Annotated in this window: 15 protein-coding genes and 1 tRNA gene; 7 read left to right on the top strand and 9 right to left on the bottom strand. The window is 71.3% G+C overall.

Going from position 1 to position 15,961, the window contains the following annotated elements; all coding sequences use genetic code 11:
* The first annotated feature begins 21 nt into the window (after positions 1-21).
* Entirely contained in the window at positions 22-813 is a 792-nt protein-coding gene (locus tag LZG04_RS01570) for a hypothetical protein (RefSeq protein WP_233812438.1), read from the top strand.
* 115 nt (positions 814-928) lie between these two features.
* On the opposite strand, the gene LZG04_RS01575 is transcribed toward LZG04_RS01570, so the two are convergent.
* Positions 929-1,591, bottom strand: a complete 663-nt coding sequence (locus tag LZG04_RS01575; protein ID WP_233812439.1) for an HNH endonuclease family protein — start codon at positions 1,589-1,591, stop codon at positions 929-931.
* Positions 1,592-1,682: 91 nt separating this feature from the next.
* Positions 1,683-2,630 carry a methionyl-tRNA formyltransferase gene (locus LZG04_RS01580; RefSeq protein ID WP_233812440.1) on the bottom strand — a complete coding sequence of 316 codons (948 nt, stop codon included), beginning with the start codon at positions 2,628-2,630 and terminating at the stop codon, positions 1,683-1,685.
* A gap of 73 nt (positions 2,631-2,703) precedes the next feature.
* Here LZG04_RS01580 and LZG04_RS01585 point away from each other — a divergent pair, with 73 nt between their 5' ends.
* The gene (locus LZG04_RS01585; protein ID WP_233812441.1) at positions 2,704-4,332 is read left to right on the top strand and encodes an amidohydrolase; all 1,629 of its coding nucleotides are present in this window, start codon (positions 2,704-2,706) and stop codon (positions 4,330-4,332) included.
* Positions 4,333-4,412: 80 nt separating this feature from the next.
* Here the strand turns inward: LZG04_RS01585 and LZG04_RS01590 are convergent, their stop codons facing one another.
* The gene (locus LZG04_RS01590) at positions 4,413-5,042 is read right to left on the bottom strand and encodes a hypothetical protein (protein ID WP_233812442.1); all 630 of its coding nucleotides are present in this window, start codon (positions 5,040-5,042) and stop codon (positions 4,413-4,415) included.
* 192 nt (positions 5,043-5,234) lie between these two features.
* Between LZG04_RS01590 and LZG04_RS01595 the strand changes: the two genes are divergently transcribed.
* Together LZG04_RS01595 and LZG04_RS01600 are read left to right on the top strand one after the other, a co-directional pair.
* Positions 5,235-6,026 carry an SAM-dependent methyltransferase gene (locus LZG04_RS01595; RefSeq protein ID WP_233812443.1) on the top strand — a complete coding sequence of 264 codons (792 nt, stop codon included), beginning with the start codon at positions 5,235-5,237 and terminating at the stop codon, positions 6,024-6,026.
* Between the two features lie 292 nt (positions 6,027-6,318).
* Positions 6,319-7,644 (top strand): hypothetical protein, encoded by a 1,326-nt coding sequence (locus tag LZG04_RS01600; RefSeq protein WP_233812444.1) that lies wholly within the window; start codon positions 6,319-6,321, stop codon positions 7,642-7,644.
* 104 nt (positions 7,645-7,748) lie between these two features.
* On the opposite strand, the gene LZG04_RS01605 is transcribed toward LZG04_RS01600, so the two are convergent.
* Together LZG04_RS01605 and LZG04_RS01610 are read right to left on the bottom strand one after the other, a co-directional pair.
* Positions 7,749-7,821: transfer RNA gene (locus LZG04_RS01605), tRNA-Arg, on the bottom strand.
* Between the two features lie 125 nt (positions 7,822-7,946).
* Entirely contained in the window at positions 7,947-9,002 is a 1,056-nt protein-coding gene (locus LZG04_RS01610) for a LacI family DNA-binding transcriptional regulator (protein WP_233812445.1), read from the bottom strand.
* A 63-nt stretch (positions 9,003-9,065) separates the two neighbouring features.
* Between LZG04_RS01610 and LZG04_RS01615 the strand changes: the two genes are divergently transcribed.
* Complete coding sequence (locus LZG04_RS01615; RefSeq protein WP_233812446.1) at positions 9,066-10,253, top strand: MFS transporter; 1,188 nt, start codon at positions 9,066-9,068, stop codon at positions 10,251-10,253.
* Here the strand turns inward: LZG04_RS01615 and LZG04_RS01620 are convergent.
* Positions 10,219-10,785: a DUF3558 family protein gene (locus LZG04_RS01620; RefSeq protein WP_233812447.1), complete on the bottom strand. Its 567-nt coding sequence runs from the start codon at positions 10,783-10,785 to the stop codon at positions 10,219-10,221. The genes LZG04_RS01615 and LZG04_RS01620 overlap by 35 nt on opposite strands.
* 79 nt (positions 10,786-10,864) lie before the next feature.
* Here LZG04_RS01620 and LZG04_RS01625 point away from each other — a divergent pair, with 79 nt between their 5' ends.
* Positions 10,865-12,817 (top strand): cytochrome c oxidase assembly protein, encoded by a 1,953-nt coding sequence (locus LZG04_RS01625; RefSeq protein WP_233812448.1) that lies wholly within the window; start codon positions 10,865-10,867, stop codon positions 12,815-12,817.
* Here the strand turns inward: LZG04_RS01625 and LZG04_RS01630 are convergent.
* Genes LZG04_RS01630 through LZG04_RS01640 form a run of 3 tightly spaced genes read right to left on the bottom strand, consistent with a single transcriptional unit; the run spans position 12,814 to position 15,189 of the window.
* A complete protein-coding gene (locus tag LZG04_RS01630; protein ID WP_233812449.1) occupies positions 12,814-13,617 on the bottom strand; it encodes an ABC transporter permease in 804 nt (267 codons plus the stop codon). The two genes, LZG04_RS01625 and LZG04_RS01630, sit on opposite strands and share 4 nt — an antisense overlap.
* A gap of 14 nt (positions 13,618-13,631) precedes the next feature.
* On the bottom strand, positions 13,632-14,561 hold the full coding sequence (locus tag LZG04_RS01635) for an ATP-binding cassette domain-containing protein (RefSeq protein WP_233812450.1): 930 nt from the start codon (positions 14,559-14,561) through the stop codon (positions 13,632-13,634).
* Positions 14,562-14,571: 10 nt separating this feature from the next.
* Entirely contained in the window at positions 14,572-15,189 is a 618-nt protein-coding gene (locus LZG04_RS01640) for a TetR/AcrR family transcriptional regulator (protein ID WP_233812451.1), read from the bottom strand.
* A gap of 166 nt (positions 15,190-15,355) precedes the next feature.
* Here LZG04_RS01640 and LZG04_RS01645 point away from each other — a divergent pair, with 166 nt between their 5' ends.
* Positions 15,356-15,844, top strand: coding sequence for a single-stranded DNA-binding protein (locus LZG04_RS01645; RefSeq protein ID WP_233812452.1), 489 nt, complete (start codon positions 15,356-15,358; stop codon positions 15,842-15,844).
* The last annotated feature ends 117 nt before the right edge of the window (positions 15,845-15,961 follow it).

A 15,961-nucleotide genomic window follows, 5' to 3' on the forward strand; every position in this document is an offset into this window, starting at 1 on the left:
CGGTGCGGTTGGCTGGATCGCGTGCCCACTGAGAAGGAACGGCTCGACGAGGTCGAGCCGACCGTCGCTGATCTCGTCGCCACCACCCAGGCGCTGACGGCCGAGCTCGGTCGGGTGAGCGCCCGCCTGCTCGTCCTCGAACGCAGGCTGTCCGGTGCCGGGTCGGGTCCGGACGAGGACCTCGACTCGACCGAGGGCATCACCGAGACCGTGGACGCGCTGCGCGCCGCGTGGGACGCCGAGCAGGACCTGCTGGCCGACTCCGTCCGCGCCGACCTGCGGGCCGAGGTCGCCGAGTACGAGTCGATGAAGCAGCAGCGGGACGCCGGCCTGGCCAAGCTGTCCGCGGGCCGGATGCCGCGCTTCGAGCGTGACGCGTTGCAGCACGAGGTGCAGAACCTGGAGTGGCGGGTCAACGCGCAGGAGGCCGGCGCGATGGCCGCCGCCCAACGGCTGGCCGCCGACCAGTTGGCCGCCGAGGAACCGTGGCGCGCCGAGGCCGTCGTGGCGGGGGAGAAGGCCCGCCAGGAGATCCTCGACATCGCCCGCCGCCGCCTCGACCGCGCCCTGGCCGCCGACACCCGCCTGCCGCTGTGGTTCCGCGTCGGCCTGGGCGAGATCACCAGCCCGGACCCGTCCCGCTGGGTCGAAGCCGCCGTCGCGCTGGTCGCCTACCGCCTCGAGTACGGCGTCACGGACCCGATCTCACCGCTGGGCGAGGTGCCCTCGGCCACCTCCGGCTTCGCCGCCTGGGTCCGCCGCGCCGAAGCGCACACCGACATCGTGGACCAGCTGGAATCCCTGCGCCCCTGACCCGCTCGCGAGTTGTCCACAGCCCACCTCCACCGCCGCGATCCCGTCGGTCCCTCGTGGCAGGATCAAAATCGGGGATCCCCCGAGCGGGGACCCCTGCGCAGCGTCGGCGCGGTCAGCAGGTCTTGAGCATCGCGGCCAACGCGTCGCGTTCCGCCTGGTCCACGGTCAGCGCGTACAGCGTCTTCACCGACACCACGGCCCGCGCGTACGTGCACCAGTACGACTGCGCCGGCGGCTTCCACTTGGCCGCGTCCTGGTCTCCCTTGGCCCGGTTGGTGCTCGCCGTCACCGCGATCAGCTGCAACCCGCCGAGGTCGTTGGCGAACTTCTCCCGCTGCTCGTCGGTCCACTTGTCCGCGCCCGAGCGCCACGCCTCGGCCAGCGCCACCGTGTGGTCGATGTCCAGCTTGCCCGGGTCGGTCACCACGACGCCGTCGTACGCGCTCGTCCACGACCCCGAGAGGATCTTGCAGCCGTCACCGGTCCGCATCTCCGCGCCCTGCCGCTGCAACACGACGTCCCGCGTGTCGCACCCGTCGCCCTGGCCGCTCCAGTGCGGGAACCGGTCGCGGCTGTAGCCCGCCATCTTGCCTTCGGGGGCGACGGTCAACGCCGCCAACTGCGCCGCCGGGTCGTCACCGGGTGCGGCCGGGCCTGTCGGCGGGGCCGCGGTGGACGTGGTGTTCGGCGTCAGGACGTCGGTCCCACAGCCGGCGATGATCATGAAGATCACCAGGACACCGCTGACCACCGCCGCCGACCGCTTGCCGCTCATGCCCCCATGATCAGCGATGATCGCCTCGACCGGAACACCGGGGCGATATCAATCCCGAATCGCCGTTGGCGCGCAACGATTCCGCCGCGCCCTAGGGCCGGCTCGTCAGGTACCCGCCCATGTGCGTGAAGTACTCCGTCGCGCCCAGCTCCGTGCCGTCCTCCGTGCGCACCCGCTTGACCAGCAACGCGTGGTTGCGGCCACGCCGTGCCAACGCCCCCGCCACGATCGCGACGCCGTCGCCCTCGCGGTAGAAGATCCGACCGGGCGTGCCGCCGTAGCGCTCCTTGGACACCTCGGCCTCCAGGATCTCCAGCCGCTTGCCCTTGTGGAACGCGAACGCGCTCGGGTACGGCGGGCACTGCGCGCGGATCAGCCGGTCCAGTTCGGCGGCCTCCCACGTCCAGTCGATGCGCAGGTCCTCCTCCGCCCGCTTGTGGAAGAAGCTGGCCTTCGACCGGTCCTGCTTGACGAAGTCCGTGCGGCCCTTGGCGATCTCGGCCAGGCCGTCCACCGTGATCGGCCCGAACAGCTCCAGCGTCTTGTGGAACAGGTCCGCCGTCGTGTCGCGCGGACCGACCGGGACGGCGCGCTGGAGCACGATGTCGCCCGCGTCCAACGTCTCGTCCATCATGTGCGCGGTGACGCCGACCTCCTTCTCGTCGTTGATCAGGGCCCAGATCAACGGCGAGAAACCCGCGTAGGCGGGGAGCAGCGAGTCGTGCACGTTCAACGTGCCGTGCTTGGGCAGGGTGAAGATGTGCGGCGGGATCCACGTGCGCCAGTTCGTGGCGACGATGACGTCCGGGTCGACTTCCTTGAGGCGCTGGAACAACTCGTCGTCGTCGGGGCGGTTGCGGATCAGCGTCTCGACGCCGTGCTCGGCGGCCAGGTCCGCGACGGAGTCGCTCCAGATGCGCTCGTAGGCGTGGTCGCTCTTGGGGTGCGTGACGACCAGCACCACCTCGTGCTCGGAGTCCAGCAGCGCCTGGAGCGTGCGGTGACCCCAGGTCTGGTAGCCGAACATGACGACCCGCATGGGAGCTCCTTCTTGGATAGGCTCGCCTAAGTTATCCAACCCTAACCTAAGTGACGTGGGCTAGCCTTTGCGGGTGATCCTTGACCTCAAGGTGGTGGGCGGGCGGGTCGTGACCATGGACCCCGACCGGCCGACGGCGTCGGTGATCGGTGTCTGGGCCGGGAGGATCGTCGGTCTGGACGACGACGTCGCCGACCTGCCCGCGCGCCACGTGGTCGACCTCGACGGCGCGGTCGTCCTGCCGGGTTTCGTGGACGCCCACAACCACCTCGCCTGGGCAGGACGTGCGGCCCGGACTCCGGACGTCTCGTCCTGCAAGACCGTCGCCCAAGTCCTCGACGTCCTCCGCGACGCACCCCGAGCCTCCGGCTGGGTCGAGGTGGCGGGCTACGACCACCGAGCACTCGACCGCCCGCTCACCTCACGCGACCTCGACCTGATCGGCCCGCGCGTCTACGTCCAGGATCTCTCCGGCCACGCCTGCGTCGTCAGCAGCGACGTGCTCGCCGTCCTGCCCGCCTCCGCCTTGCGCGACGCCCAGCGTGACGCGACGGGCACCCCGACCGGCTTCCTCGCCGAAGGCGCCCAAACCGCCGTCCGGGCGCTTCGACTGCCCTACTCGTTGGACGACATCGCCGCCGACGTCGAGGCGGGCGCTCACCAGTGCCTGCGCGAAGGCATCGTGCTGGCCGCGGAAGCCGGCGTGGGCGGCGGCCTGATCGGCAGCAGCCCACTGGAAGTCGAGGCCTACCAACGCGCCTCCCTGCCGATCCGCGTCCAACTCATGATCTCCGCCGACCGCCTCGAACCCGTGGCCGCCCACGCCGCCGACGGCATCCGCCGCGCCGTCCCGCTGGGCCTGCGCACGGGACTGGGCGACGACCGCCTCTCCATCGGCCCGCTCAAGCTCTGGACCGACGGCGGCATGATGGCCCGCACAGCCGCGCTGACCTGGCCGTACGAAGGCATGGACACCGCCGGTCAACTGCAGGACGACCCGGACCTCATGCGTGCCGCGATCATCGACGGCCACACCGCCGGCTGGCAACTGGCCGTGCACGCCATCGGCGACCGCGCCATCGACTTCGCCTTGGACGCCCTCTCCCAAGCCCAACGAACCGCCCCACGCCTGGACACCAGGCACCGCATCGAGCACTGCGGCCTCGTCCGCCCGGAACAACTCGACCGGATCGCCGAGCTGAACGTCATCCCGGTCGTCCAACCGACGTTCCTCTGGGCCTACGGCGACGACTACGCGAAGATCATGGGCCCCGAACGCACCCCCTGGATGTACCGGGGCAGGTCATTCCTCGACCGGGGCATCCCCCTCGCCGGCAGCTCGGACCGCCCGGTGGCCGACGGCAATCCGTTGCGCGCCATCCAGTTCATGGCCGAACGCCGTTCCGATGAAGGCAACCCGATCGGCCCAACCGAAGCCACCACCATCCACGAAGCACTGTCCGCCTACACGATCAACGCCGCCTACGCGTGCCGCCGAGAACACGCCCTGGGCACCATCACCCCCGGCAAACTGGCGGACTTCGCCATCCTCGAAACCAACCCCCTGACCACCGACATCCACGACATCGGCAACATCAACCTCGCCGCCACCGTCATCTCCGGCCACTTCGCCCACAACCCCGCCGCCTTCCCCAACACACCCACAACGGACCCGGAACCACCCCACCGAGGCCCGATTTGACATGGGTTCGACCAGCCTGGAGTGCTCGTACGGGCCCCATGTCAAATCGAGCCGGTCTCGAGCAGCTTTGCTTCAGCCCTTCACGCACTCATCCGCCAATGCACCACGTACCCGGCCGCCTCCGCCGCGATCAACGCGTCCAACTTCGCCAAATTCGTCCGCCGCGACATCCGGAACGCCCGCCCCCGCCGCGCGTCCAACACCAACGGCACCGCCCCCGGCAACGTGTCGGGCACCGTCTGCTGCAAGATCCGCAACCCGACGTTCGCCGCCTCCTGCGTCATCGGCGTCTCCTTCACGTACACCAGCACCGCCGCGCGCGACCCGTCCGGCAACCGCAACCCCAAGTGCGGCCGGACGCGCAACGCCAGATCACCGGCCTGCCACTTGGCCGCCGCCGTGGGCACGCCGGTCGCCCGGGTCGCCTGCAACCACGGCAGAAACCCCTCCCTCAACTCCTCGAACGCCCGCGGCTGCCCGGCTCGCGGGTTCCGGTGGGCCGCCTCCACCGCCTTGTCGAGCTCCGCGGCCGGGTCGGGCGAGTTCGCCGCCCGTCGCATCGCGTCCCGCATGGGGTTGTAGAACCCGGCCACCCACTGCTCCGACGACAGGTAGATGCGCCGCTGCTCGGACACGATGCTGATCCGGCCACGCTGGCCGCTCATGACGTACTCGGTGAAGGACAGGGCGGTGACGCTGATCGGCTCCACGACAAGCTCCCCTCGCGCGCGATCGAACTCGTGTTCGATTCTACCGAGGGGGTCCGACAATTCGCGGGCTGCGAACGGCCTATCCGCAGGTAGCACGCGATCGGCCCAGTCCCGAGGGCCTCGGCGGCGACCACCCCACCTCGCGCCCCGTCCGACAAGGCATAGGCTGCCGACCTGGGGGAAGGAGCAGTCGTGGGTGAACGACCGGACATCGACCTGACCAGGCCGAGTGCCGCCCGGGTGTACGACTACTACCTCGGCGGCGCGCACAACTTCGCCGTCGACCGCGAGATGGCCGAGCAGGCGATCGCGATGTGGCCCGAGGTGCCGCTGATCATGCAGGCCAACCGGGCGTTCCTGCGGCGGGCCGTGCAGTTCTGCGTGAGCCGGGGCGTGACCCAGTTCCTCGACCTCGGCTCCGGCATCCCGACCGTCGGCAACGTGCACGAGGTGGCCCGCGAGGCGGACCCCGGAGCGCGCGTGGTCTACGTCGACAACGACCCGATCGCCGTGACGTACAGCCGCACGATCCTCGGTGACGACCCGCAGACCACCGTCGTCCAGCAGGACCTGCGCCACCCGCACGAGGTGCTGACCGCACCGGAGGTCACCGACCTGCTCGACTTCGACCGGCCGGTCGCGGTGATGATGGTCGCGGTGCTGCACTTCGTCCAGGACGACCCGGCGAAGATCATCGCCGCCTACCGCGACGCCGTGCCGCCGGGCAGCTACCTGGTGATCTCGCACGCCACCCACGACGGCCAGGACACCCAGGCCGACGAGCACACCGACCTGTACCGGCGTCGTACCGCGACCCCGATGACGATGCGCTCCAAGCCGGAGGTGGAGGCGTTGTTCGAGGGCTACGAGCTGGTGGAGCCGGGCGTCGTGCACCTGCCGCTGTGGCGCCCGGCGTCGCTGGAGGACGTGGACGAGCACCCGGAGCGGTTCGCCGGCCTGGCCGCCGTGGGGCGCAAGCTCTGAGTTTCAATCCCCCGAACCGGCCGATCCAGCCGAAACCGAGGAGTTCGCACCTTCGAGTGATCGAGCCCCGCCGGCCATCGCCGTTGTTGTAGTTTTGTGACCTGGCAGGTGCGGCTGCCACCGAGGCTCCTCCTGACCCGGATGGAGTGGGTGCCTCCAGAGCGCGTCCGAGCGGACGCGTCCGCATGTCCGCCCATTCCCGGGGTTCGCCGCCCGTGCGTTCGCTGCTTCGTGCGTCCGCACGTCCGCGAACCCGGTGGCGTCGACCGGGCGGCGTCCGCGGAGGTTCCTCGTGTCGACAAGCTCTCTGGTCAAGCGGTACTGGTGCACGGGCGAGACACCGAACATGGTGCGCAGGCAACGCGGCGGCCCGGACACCGGCGCCCTCGTGCCCGCCGCCCGCACCCCTGGCCAACGCCGGTTCGAAGCCGAGCTGCTGGCCGCCGCGACCCGCACCATGGCGGGCATGCGCAGACGCGGCCACCCACTGCGCCCGACGTCCCTGGTGAGCCGCGTGCGGCCGGACGCCAAGGTGCTCGGCCTGCGCATCCACGACGCCGCGCTGAACGACCTGCTGACCCAACTCCTGCCCGTCGTCACGGGCGACCGCGTCCACGGCGTGCCGGGCCTGCGCGCGCACCCGCGCCGCGATCACCTGGACCTGCGCTCACCCGACGGCGAAGCGCGCCTGCTCGGCGTGACCCGGGAACGCTGGCGGCAGGCCGTCGCCACGGGCCTGCCGGTCGACCTGGCCCTGTCCACCGACCTCCATCCGCTGGAGACCTCACCGACGCCCGAACCGGACCGACCCCTCACCAACCCACCGTCCGACCTCCCGGCCGACCTGATGAGCGGCGTCCTGCGCCGACTGCCGCTGTGGCGCGGGGCCGCGTGGCTGGACGGCATCGTCGTGGGCGACACCTTGGAGCTGTACTGGCGAGGCGGCCCACCGAGCGGATCCGTCGCCGCGATCCTGGCCGGCTCCACGTGCCGCATCCCGTCCTCCGCGGCCGCCCCCTACCGCTTCCGCAACGCCGTCCACGGCGTCGCCCTGTCCACCGCGGGCCCGCACACCGAAGCCGACCAGGCCGAACCGGAGTGGGCGTGGGTCGAATGGGTGGCCGCCACCGCACCGGGCCCGGCCGTGGACGAACGCGCGGTCCGCCCCTCCCACGCCCGCCCCGATCCCCCGCCGAACCAGCTGAACGGACCCGACCTGCCCGACGTCTGGGAGCACCACGAGATGCGCGTCGCCCTGGCGATGCGCGACATCACCACCGTCTACCGCGTCCTGACCCGCCACGGCGTGCCGAGCCACCGGATCTCCGCCTTGACCGGCCAACCGCCGCACGACGTCGACCGCGTGCTCTCGGGGGCCAAAGTCGAGTCCTACGACACCCTGACCGACATCGCCAAGGGCCTCGGCGTCCCACTGGGCTACATGGGTCTGGCCCACGACGAGCCGTCCCACCCGGACACGGGCTGCCACTGCGCCACCCTGGACGAACGCACCAAACGCGACCGCTTCCTGGCCCACGCCGCCCTGGTCACCGTCGGCGCCACCACCGCCACCTGGGGCTGCCCGACCACGACCTGCCGCACCGCCCGCCAGATCTAGCCCTCAGGCACAGACTCCACCCAGGGCTCCACAGACCGACGACCCGCACACCACCACATCCGACCCCTGACCTGACACGACAGGTCAGGGGCTCGCACTTCGAGCGCCCCCGGCAGGATTCGAACCTGCGACCTCGGGATTAGAAGTCCCTCGCTCTCTCCACTGAGCTACGGAGGCTGGAGGGGCTGTTGACCACGCGCTGTAGCAGCGTAGCCGCCCCACCGGACACATCGTCCGGAAGACTCGTCGCGTTTCGTCCGGGCACCCGAAGGGTGATCAAGAAGGCCGAAAAGTGAGGTGGATCACTGCGGTGGGGCCGTCGAGTCGCGCGAAACGAGGACGACCGGCAGTCTGGTCGGCTCGCCCGGTCTGCCGCCGTCGAGCAGCCGCAGGGCCAGTTCACCCGCGTGCCGCCCCTTCTCGGCCAGGGGTTGACGCACCGTAGTCAACGGTGGGTCTGCGTGTTCGGCAGCCGGCACGTCGTCGAACCCGACCACCGACACGTCGGCGGGCACCCGCAGCCCCAAGTCGCGGACCGCCTGGAGCGCGCCGAACGCCAGCTCGTCCGAAGCGCACAGCAACGCCGTCGGCCGCGGTGTCGCCGAGAGCAGTGCGCGGGCGCCCTCACGGCCCAGTTCGCGGCTGCTCCGCGCGCACTCCCACACCGGGGTGCCGGCCCCCGTCACGTCGAGGTAGCCGTGCAGCCGGTCCCGCGTCACGCGGAACGACGTCGAAGCCAGCCGCACGGGCGTCACGATGCCGTTGTGGCCGTCGGGGTGCAACGCGAACGTCACCACGCCGAACCGCCGGTGACCCGAGCCCCACAGCGACGCCGCCGCCAGCCGCGCCCCGCCGAAGTCGTCCACCTCGACCCGCGCGGTGTCGGGCAGCACGGGTTGGTCGATCACCACCATCGGCAGCCCGCGGGCGCGCACTGCGGTCAACGCCGGCGCGTCGTCCGGCAGCGAGTAGGCCACCACGACGTCCGCCTGGGCCCGCGTCACGGTCTCCGGACGCGGCCCGCCCCGTTCGCGCCCCGGCATCAGCACCAGGCAGTGGTCGTGCCGGTCCACGGTCGACGCCAGCCCGTCCAGCACGATCGACAGCGCCGCGTCGGCGAACGACGCCGACAGCCCCTGCCCGAGCATGAACCCGACGGCCGCGCTGTGCCGGGTCGCGAGGCTGCGCGCCACCGGGTCCGGCCCCGCGTACCCCATGGACGCCGCGGTCTCCAGGATCCGCTCGCGCAACGCGGCGGACAGCTGGTCCGGCCGGTTGTAGGCGTTGGACACCGTGGCGCGCGACACACCGACCGCGCTGGCCACCGTGTCGAGCGTCGGCTTGCGAGGGCGGTCCACGTGATGAGCGTAACCAGGTAATCGATTGGACGTTCTGAAGCGCTCTAGTTCACACTCGGGAGCATGCCCACCCCTCGTCTCGCCGTCTTCGCGGTGTTCCTGTTCAACGGGGCGTTGTTCCTGTCCTGGGCCGCCCGCATGCCCGCGTTGGCGGCGCAGGTCGGCGCGACCGAGGCCACGCTCGGCCTGGCCCTGTTCGGCGCGAGCGTCGGCCTGGCCGTCACGGCGCCGTTCGCCGCCCGGATCTGCGCGCGGGTGGGCGCGCGGAAGCTGATCCTCGTGGGCGCGGGCGTCACGGTCCTGGCCGTGCCGGGGCTCACGCTCGCCGACACACCGCTGCAACTCGGTCTGGTCCTGTTCGTGCTCGGCTCGTGCGGCGCGTCGTTGGACGTCGGCATGAACGTCGCCGCGGTGGCCGTCACCCGAGCGCTGGACCGGCCCCTGATGCCGCAGTTCCACGCGGGCTTCAGCGTCGGCGGCCTGGTGGGCTCGCTGGGCGCGGCCGCCGCGGCGGCGGTCGGCTGGGGCCTGACCCGTCACCTGATCTTCGTCGCGGTCATCGGCGCGGTCGCCATCGCCTGGGTGATCAGGGCTGTCCCGGACACGACCGGTGAGACGACCGACACCGTCGCGGACGACCGGCCGGTGCTGAAGCGGCCGTTGCTGTGGCTGCTGGCCACGATCACGCTGTGCTCCGCGATCGCCGAGGGCGCGGCGTCGGACTGGTCGGCGCTGTTCTTCGTCAACGAACGGGGTGTCAGCGAGGCGGCCGGCGCGGCCGCGTACGCCGGGTTCTCCATCGCGATGGCCACCGCCCGCCTGCTCGGCGAGCCCGCGCAACGCCGCGTCGGCCCGTACCGGCTGCTCGCGTCGGGTGCGGTCGTCGCCGCGACGGGGCTTGCGCTGGCGGTGCTGGTGCCGTCCGCCGCCGTCGGGTACGTCGGGTTCGCCCTGGTGGGCCTCGGCCTGGCGTTCGCCTTCCCGGTGATCATGGACCTGGCCGGTGACGCGGGCAAGCGCGCCGACGGCACGGGCGGTGAGCGCGAGATCGGCCTGGTGACAACGGTCGCCTACACCGGTTTCCTGCTCGGCCCGCCGGTCGTCGGCGGCATCGCGCACGCCAGCAACCTGTCGATCTCGCTGGGCTTCGTGGCGTTCGTGATCGCGCTCATGGTGCCCGCCGTGCTGCTGGCACGCCGGTCGCGCGCCCGTGAGCTCACGCGGTCGGGAGCCGGTTCAACGCGGCCTTGAGCATGGGCTGCATCGCCGCGAGCATCTGCTCGGGCACCCCACCCGCCTGCGCCATCGCCACCAGCACGCTGCGGTTGGCGTTCACCGCCAGGGTCGCGGTGCACGCCATCTCGCCGCCGCTCATCTCGCACAGCACCCACGTCGAGTGCCCGTCCACGACCACCTCGTGGCCCTTGGCCTGCCGCGTCCGCACCTGCTCGTACTTCTGGTAGAGCGCGGCGACCACGGTCCGGCCGGCCTGCGTGCCGTCGTCCAGCACGTACTGGCACGACTCCTGGATCACGTCGTCCTTGCGCGCGGGGTCCTTCTTGAACGGCCCGATCGACTTCAGGTCGGCGGCGGTGAGCAGCGAGCACGGCTCCACGCCGACGACCGTGCGCGGCTTGGCGATCTTGGGTTCGGCCGCCGGTTCGGCCGAAGTCGTCGGTGTGACCCCGGCCTGGGGCAGCGCGTCCCCGTTGACGGAGTAGCTGCACCCCGCCGACAGGAGCAACGCGAGGGCCGTCACGAGCGCCGAGCGAGAACTGGTCACGTCCGGCAACGGTAGTGGGTGTGATCTGCGCACGTCCGGCGGTTGGTGGCGGTGCGGCCGCGCGGCCTACGCTCGTCACGTGCCCACTGACGCGCCTGCTCGCACCCCGCGGACCGGTCTCATCCCCTTGCTGATCGTCGGCACGGCGATAGCCGCGCTCGTGGCGGCGGGGCTGCTCGTCCTCATCGGCGTCGACGCGTCCGGGCTGATCGTGGTGCGCGTGCTGACCGAGGCCGCCGCCGTGGTCACGATCGGGTCGCTGCTGCTGGCGGCGTTCCTGGTGCCGCCGCAGGAGAGCGGCACGCTCGCGGCGGACGGCTACGCGGCCTTGCGCACGGCGGGCTGGGCGGCGTTGGTGTGGACGGCGGGTGCGGTGCTGTCGGTGCCGTTCACCGTGGCCGACGCGCTGGGCCAGCCGGTGACGACGCTGCTTGAGCCGGCGGTGCTGCGGCAGGTGGCCGGGCTGGTGGAGCAGTCGAAGGCGTGGATGATCACGGCGGTGCTGGTGGCGCTGCTGGCGCTGGGCTGCCGGCTGGTGCTGTCGTGGGGCTGGACCGTGCCGCTGTTCTTCCTGTCGGTGTTCGCCCTGGTCCCGGTGGCCGTCACGGGGCACTCGTCCGGCGGTGGCTCGCACGACGTGGCCACCAACAGCCTGCTGTTCCACTTGATCGCGGCGGCGTTGTGGGTCGGCGGGCTGATCGCCCTGCTGGCGCACGGCCGGCGCGGCGGCGACCACCTGGCGTTGGCGACGGCGCGGTTCTCCCGGCTGGCCCTGGTGTGCTGGATCGTGATGGCGGCGTCGGGCGTGATCAACGCCTGGGTGCGGCTGCCGGTCAGCGAGCTGTTCGACAGCGACTACGGCCTGCTGGTGCTCGGCAAGACGCTCGCGCTGGTCGTGCTGGGTGTCGTGGGGTACTTCCAGCGCGAGAAGAGCGTGAAGCAGGTCGTGGCCACGGGCTCGGGGCGCTCGCTGGTGCGGCTCGCGGGCGTCGAGGTGCTGTTGATGTTCCTCACGCTGGGCCTCGCCGCCGCGTTGAGCCGCACGCCACCACCCGTCGAAGGTCGTGTGCTGCCCAGCACGGTCGAGCTGCGCATCGGCTACGACCTGGCCGGCGCGCCCACGGTGTCGCGGCTGCTGTTCGACTGGCGGTTCGACCTGGTCTTCGGCTCGATCTTCATCGCGTTGGGCGTGCTGTACCTGCTGGGCGTGCGGCGGCTGCGCAAGCGCGGTGACGCGTGGCCGGTCGGGCGCACGATCGCGTGGGTCGCGGGCTGCCTGACCGTGGTGTTCGCCACGTCGTCGGGCGTGGGCCGGTACGCGCCGGCGATGTTCAGCATCCACATGGAAGCGCACATGCTGCTGTCCATGCTCGCGCCGATCCTGCTGGTGCTGGGCGGTCCGGTGACGTTGGCGATGCGCGCGCTGCCGCCAGCGGGCAAGGGCAACCCGCCCGGGCCGCGCGAGTGGCTGCTGGCGTTCGTGCACTCGCCGGTGGCGAAGGTGCTGACCAACCCGTTCGTGGCGTTGGCGCTGTTCGTGGGCTCGTTCTACGGCCTGTACTTCTCCGGCCTGTTCGACGCCGCGCTGGACTACCACTGGGCGCACCTGGCGATGAACGCCCACTTCATCCTGGTCGGCTACGTCTTCTACTGGCCCGTGATCGGCATCGACCCCGCGCCGAACCGGCTGCCGCCGCTGGGCAGGCTGGGCCTGCTGTTCGCCTCGATCCCGTTCCACGCGTTCTTCGGCATCGTGCTGATGAGCTCGCAGACCGTGATCGGCGACAACTTCTACCGGTCGTTGGGCCTGCCGTGGGTGACGTCGCAGCTGGAGGACCAGCGGCTCGGCGGCGGCATCGCGTGGGCGGCGGGCGAGCTGCCGCTGATCGTGGTGATGGTGGCGCTGCTGGTGCAGTGGGCCAGGTCGGACAGCCGTGACGCCCGCCGGGCGGACCGGCGGGCGGACGCGGACGGTGACGCGGAGCTGGCCGCGTACAACGCGATGCTGCGCAAGATGTCGGGCAAGGACTAGAGCGGCCGGCGGAAGCCCTTCACCGCGAAGAACCACCCGGCCGCGGCCAGCACCGAGCTCGTGGCCAGCGCGCCGACCACACCCGTCACGGGCTGGGCCAGTGCCAGCGAACGCGCAGCGTCCACGGCGAACGTCAACGGGTTGACGTTGGCGATGGCCTGCAACCAGCCGGGCAGCCCGGTGATCGGCACGTACGCGCTGGAGGCGAACATCAGCGGGAACATGGCCAGGAAGCCGACGGTCTGCATCAGCTCGGCGTTGCGCAGCCACGCGGCGATGGCCAGGAAGATCCAGCCCAGGCCCCAGCCGACGGCCAGCGCCAGCGCGAGCGCCGCGAGGGTGCCCACCACGCCGCCCGCGGGGGAGTAGCCGAACACGACGACCGCGAACACCAGCATCAGCAGCAGCTGCGAGGCGGTGCGGACCAGGTCGGACAGGCTGCGCGCGACCAGGACCGAACCCGACCGGATGGGCAGCGAGCGGAACCGGGCCAGCACGCCGTTCTTCATGTCCGTGACCAGACCCACGCCCGCCTGCAACGCCGACTGCATGGCGGTGTTGACCAGGATCGCGGGCATCAGGAAGTCGATGTAGGCCACGCCCTGCGGGAAGCCGGGCGTGTTGGCGATGCTCGCGAAGATCTGGCTGAACAGGGTCAGCATGATCAGCGGCTGGAGGATGCTGAACACGATCATGCGCGGGTCGCTGACCAGCGTGCGCAGGGACCGCTGGGTCAGCACCAGCACCTGGGTGCCGAAGTCGGTGCCGCGCCAGCGGGGCGCGGCGGTGAGGGTGGTCATCCGAGGGCTCCTGTTCAGGCCGCGTGCTGCGCGAGGGTGAGGTAGACGTCGTCCAGGGTCGGCTCGCCGAGGGCCAGCTCGGTGGCCTCCAGCCCGACCTCGTCCAACGCGCGGACGACCGTGGCGAGCTGGCGGGACGACGTCACGGGCGCGGTGAGCGTGTTCTGCGCCGTCACGGGCTGCAGACCGGCCCGTTCCAGGGCCTCGGTGGCCTTCGGGACGTCCGAGGCGTCCGCCAGGGTCACGGTGACGGTGCGCTGGCCGACCTGGGCCTTCAGCTCGGCGCTGGTGCCCGCGGCGACGACCTTGCCCTGCGACAGGACCGTGATGGAGTCGGCCAGGCGGTCGGCCTCGTCCAGGTACTGGGTGGTGAGCAGGACCGTGGTGCCGTCGGTGACCAGGCCCTCGACGATCTCCCAGAGGCCGAGCCTGCTCGCCGGGTCCAGGCCCGTGGTCGGCTCGTCCAGGAAGATCACCTCGGGGTGCCCGACGAGGCTCGCGGCCAGGTCGAGGCGTCGGCGCATGCCGCCGGAGTAGGTGCGCGACGGGCGTTTCGCCGCCTCCGCCAGGCCGAACAGGTCCAGCAGCTCCGAGCCCCTGGCCTTGGCCTCACGCGGGCTCGCGCCGAGCAGCCGGGCGATCAGCACGAGGTTGTCCAGGCCGGACAGTTGCTCGTCCACGGCGGCGAACTGGCCGGTCAGGCCGATCCGGCTGCGCACCTCGTGCGCCTGCGCGACCACGTCGAACCCGGCCACCTCGGCGCGGCCGGAGTCCGGCGGGAGCATCGTGGTGAGCACGTTGACCAGCGTGGTCTTGCCCGCGCCGTTGTGGCCGAGCAGGCCGAGCACGGTGCCCTTGGGCACGGCGATGCTCACCCCGTCCAGGGCTTTCTGCGCCCCGAACGCCTTGCCGACGTCGGTGGCCTCGATCATCAGGTCTGGCACTGGTTCCCCCTCAGTTCTGCGTCAGCACGCCGTGCAGGAACAGCTCCACGAGCTGGTCGGCGTCGGCGGTGGAGTCGCCGAAGCCCTCGCCGTGCATGCGGTTGGTGAACACGAGCCCGAGCAGCAGGCGCGCGGCCAGGGACGGGTCGACCCGGAGGTGGTCGTCCGGGCCGAACAGCGAGGCGACGTGCTCGGTGATGCGCTGCATCTCGACCGGTGGGCCCTTGTGCTCGCGCTCCTTGTCGTGCCCGTCGTGCGGGTCGTAGCCGGAGTCGCGCAGGACGCTCATCAGCTTCCACATCCGGTCCAGGTAGCCGGAGACGGCGCTGATGCCCCAGGAGAGCCGTTCGGCGAGGGTGCGCGCCTGCCGCGCCTCCTCGATCAGCCGCAGCTCCAGGTCGGCCGCCAGCACGCTGCGCACGCACGTGCGGATGAGTTCCTGCTTGTCCTTGAACGCCCGGAAGACGGTGCCCTCCGCGATGCCGGCCGCCTTGGCGATCTGGCTGGTCGTCACGTTGGCGCCGTGCGTGAACAGCAGCGGGACGGTGGCGGCGACGATCGCCTCGCGGCGGTCCTCGGGGCTCATCGCGGGTGCGCGTCGACGGCGTTGGGTGGTGTCCTCGGGCATGGTGCGAGCTTATGAGTGAGTCCTCACTCATGTCAACGAGTGAGTCCTCACTCATTGCGATTATGCATGCTTCAGGCAGTTGTCCACAGATCCGGATCTACCGCTGTCCACCGGCCCCGACCACCGGCAACCTGGTCCCAGGAGATCAACCCCCAAGGAGGCGGACATGGCTTTCAACGAGACGCGGGTCACCATCTGCGGCAGCGTCGCCAGCTCGGTCACCCACACCAAGGTCGGCACCGGCTTCAGCCGGGCGAAGTTCCGGCTGTTCAGCGCGGAGCGGGTCTGGGACCAGGAGGACCGCACGTGGTCCGACGGCGCGCGGATGTTCCTGACGGTGTCGTGCTGGCGGATGCTCGCGGACAACGCGCAGGCGTCGTTGACCAAGGGTGACCCGGTGGTGGTCACCGGCCGGTTGACGATCAGGGAGGTGGAGTTCGAGGGCAAGCGGCAGCCGGTCGTGGAGCTGGAGGCCACCGCGATCGGGCCCAACCTCGCCCTGTGCACCGCCCAGCCGGTGCGCACCAGGGTCGGCTCCGACGCGGTCGAGGCCAGGGCCGCGCCCGAGATCGTCGCGCCGCGCACGGGGGAGTTGCCGTTGGTCCTGCCGGGTGAGGCGGAGCGACCGAAGGAGGTGGCCGAAGTGCCGTTCTGAGCCGATCGAGCTACAAGGGCTCCCGCCGGCGCGATCGGGGCGGAGAATGCGCGGGCAGTCGTCGCCGTTGCGAGCGTGGAGGAGGGAGATCGTCGGGCCGGCGCCAGGGCCGGGTCC

Origin of the sequence: Saccharothrix sp. S26 (assembly GCF_021390395.1) — a bacterium.
Lineage (GTDB): Bacteria > Actinomycetota > Actinomycetes > Mycobacteriales > Pseudonocardiaceae > Actinosynnema.

What these genes read in the sequence shown, in the direction of transcription:
- LZG04_RS01615 (WP_233812446.1), top strand. Translation starts at nt 9,066, where the DNA reads ATGCCCACCCCTCGTCTCGCCGTCTTCGCGGTGTTCCTGTTCAACGGG.
- LZG04_RS01580 (WP_233812440.1), bottom strand. Translation starts at nt 2,630, where the DNA reads ATGCGGGTCGTCATGTTCGGCTACCAGACCTGGGGTCACCGCACGCTC.
- LZG04_RS01640 (WP_233812451.1), bottom strand. Translation starts at nt 15,189, where the DNA reads ATGCCCGAGGACACCACCCAACGCCGTCGACGCGCACCCGCGATGAGC.
- LZG04_RS01645 (WP_233812452.1), top strand. Translation starts at nt 15,356, where the DNA reads ATGGCTTTCAACGAGACGCGGGTCACCATCTGCGGCAGCGTCGCCAGC.
- LZG04_RS01575 (WP_233812439.1), bottom strand. Translation starts at nt 1,591, where the DNA reads ATGAGCGGCAAGCGGTCGGCGGCGGTGGTCAGCGGTGTCCTGGTGATC.
- LZG04_RS01630 (WP_233812449.1), bottom strand. Translation starts at nt 13,617, where the DNA reads ATGACCACCCTCACCGCCGCGCCCCGCTGGCGCGGCACCGACTTCGGC.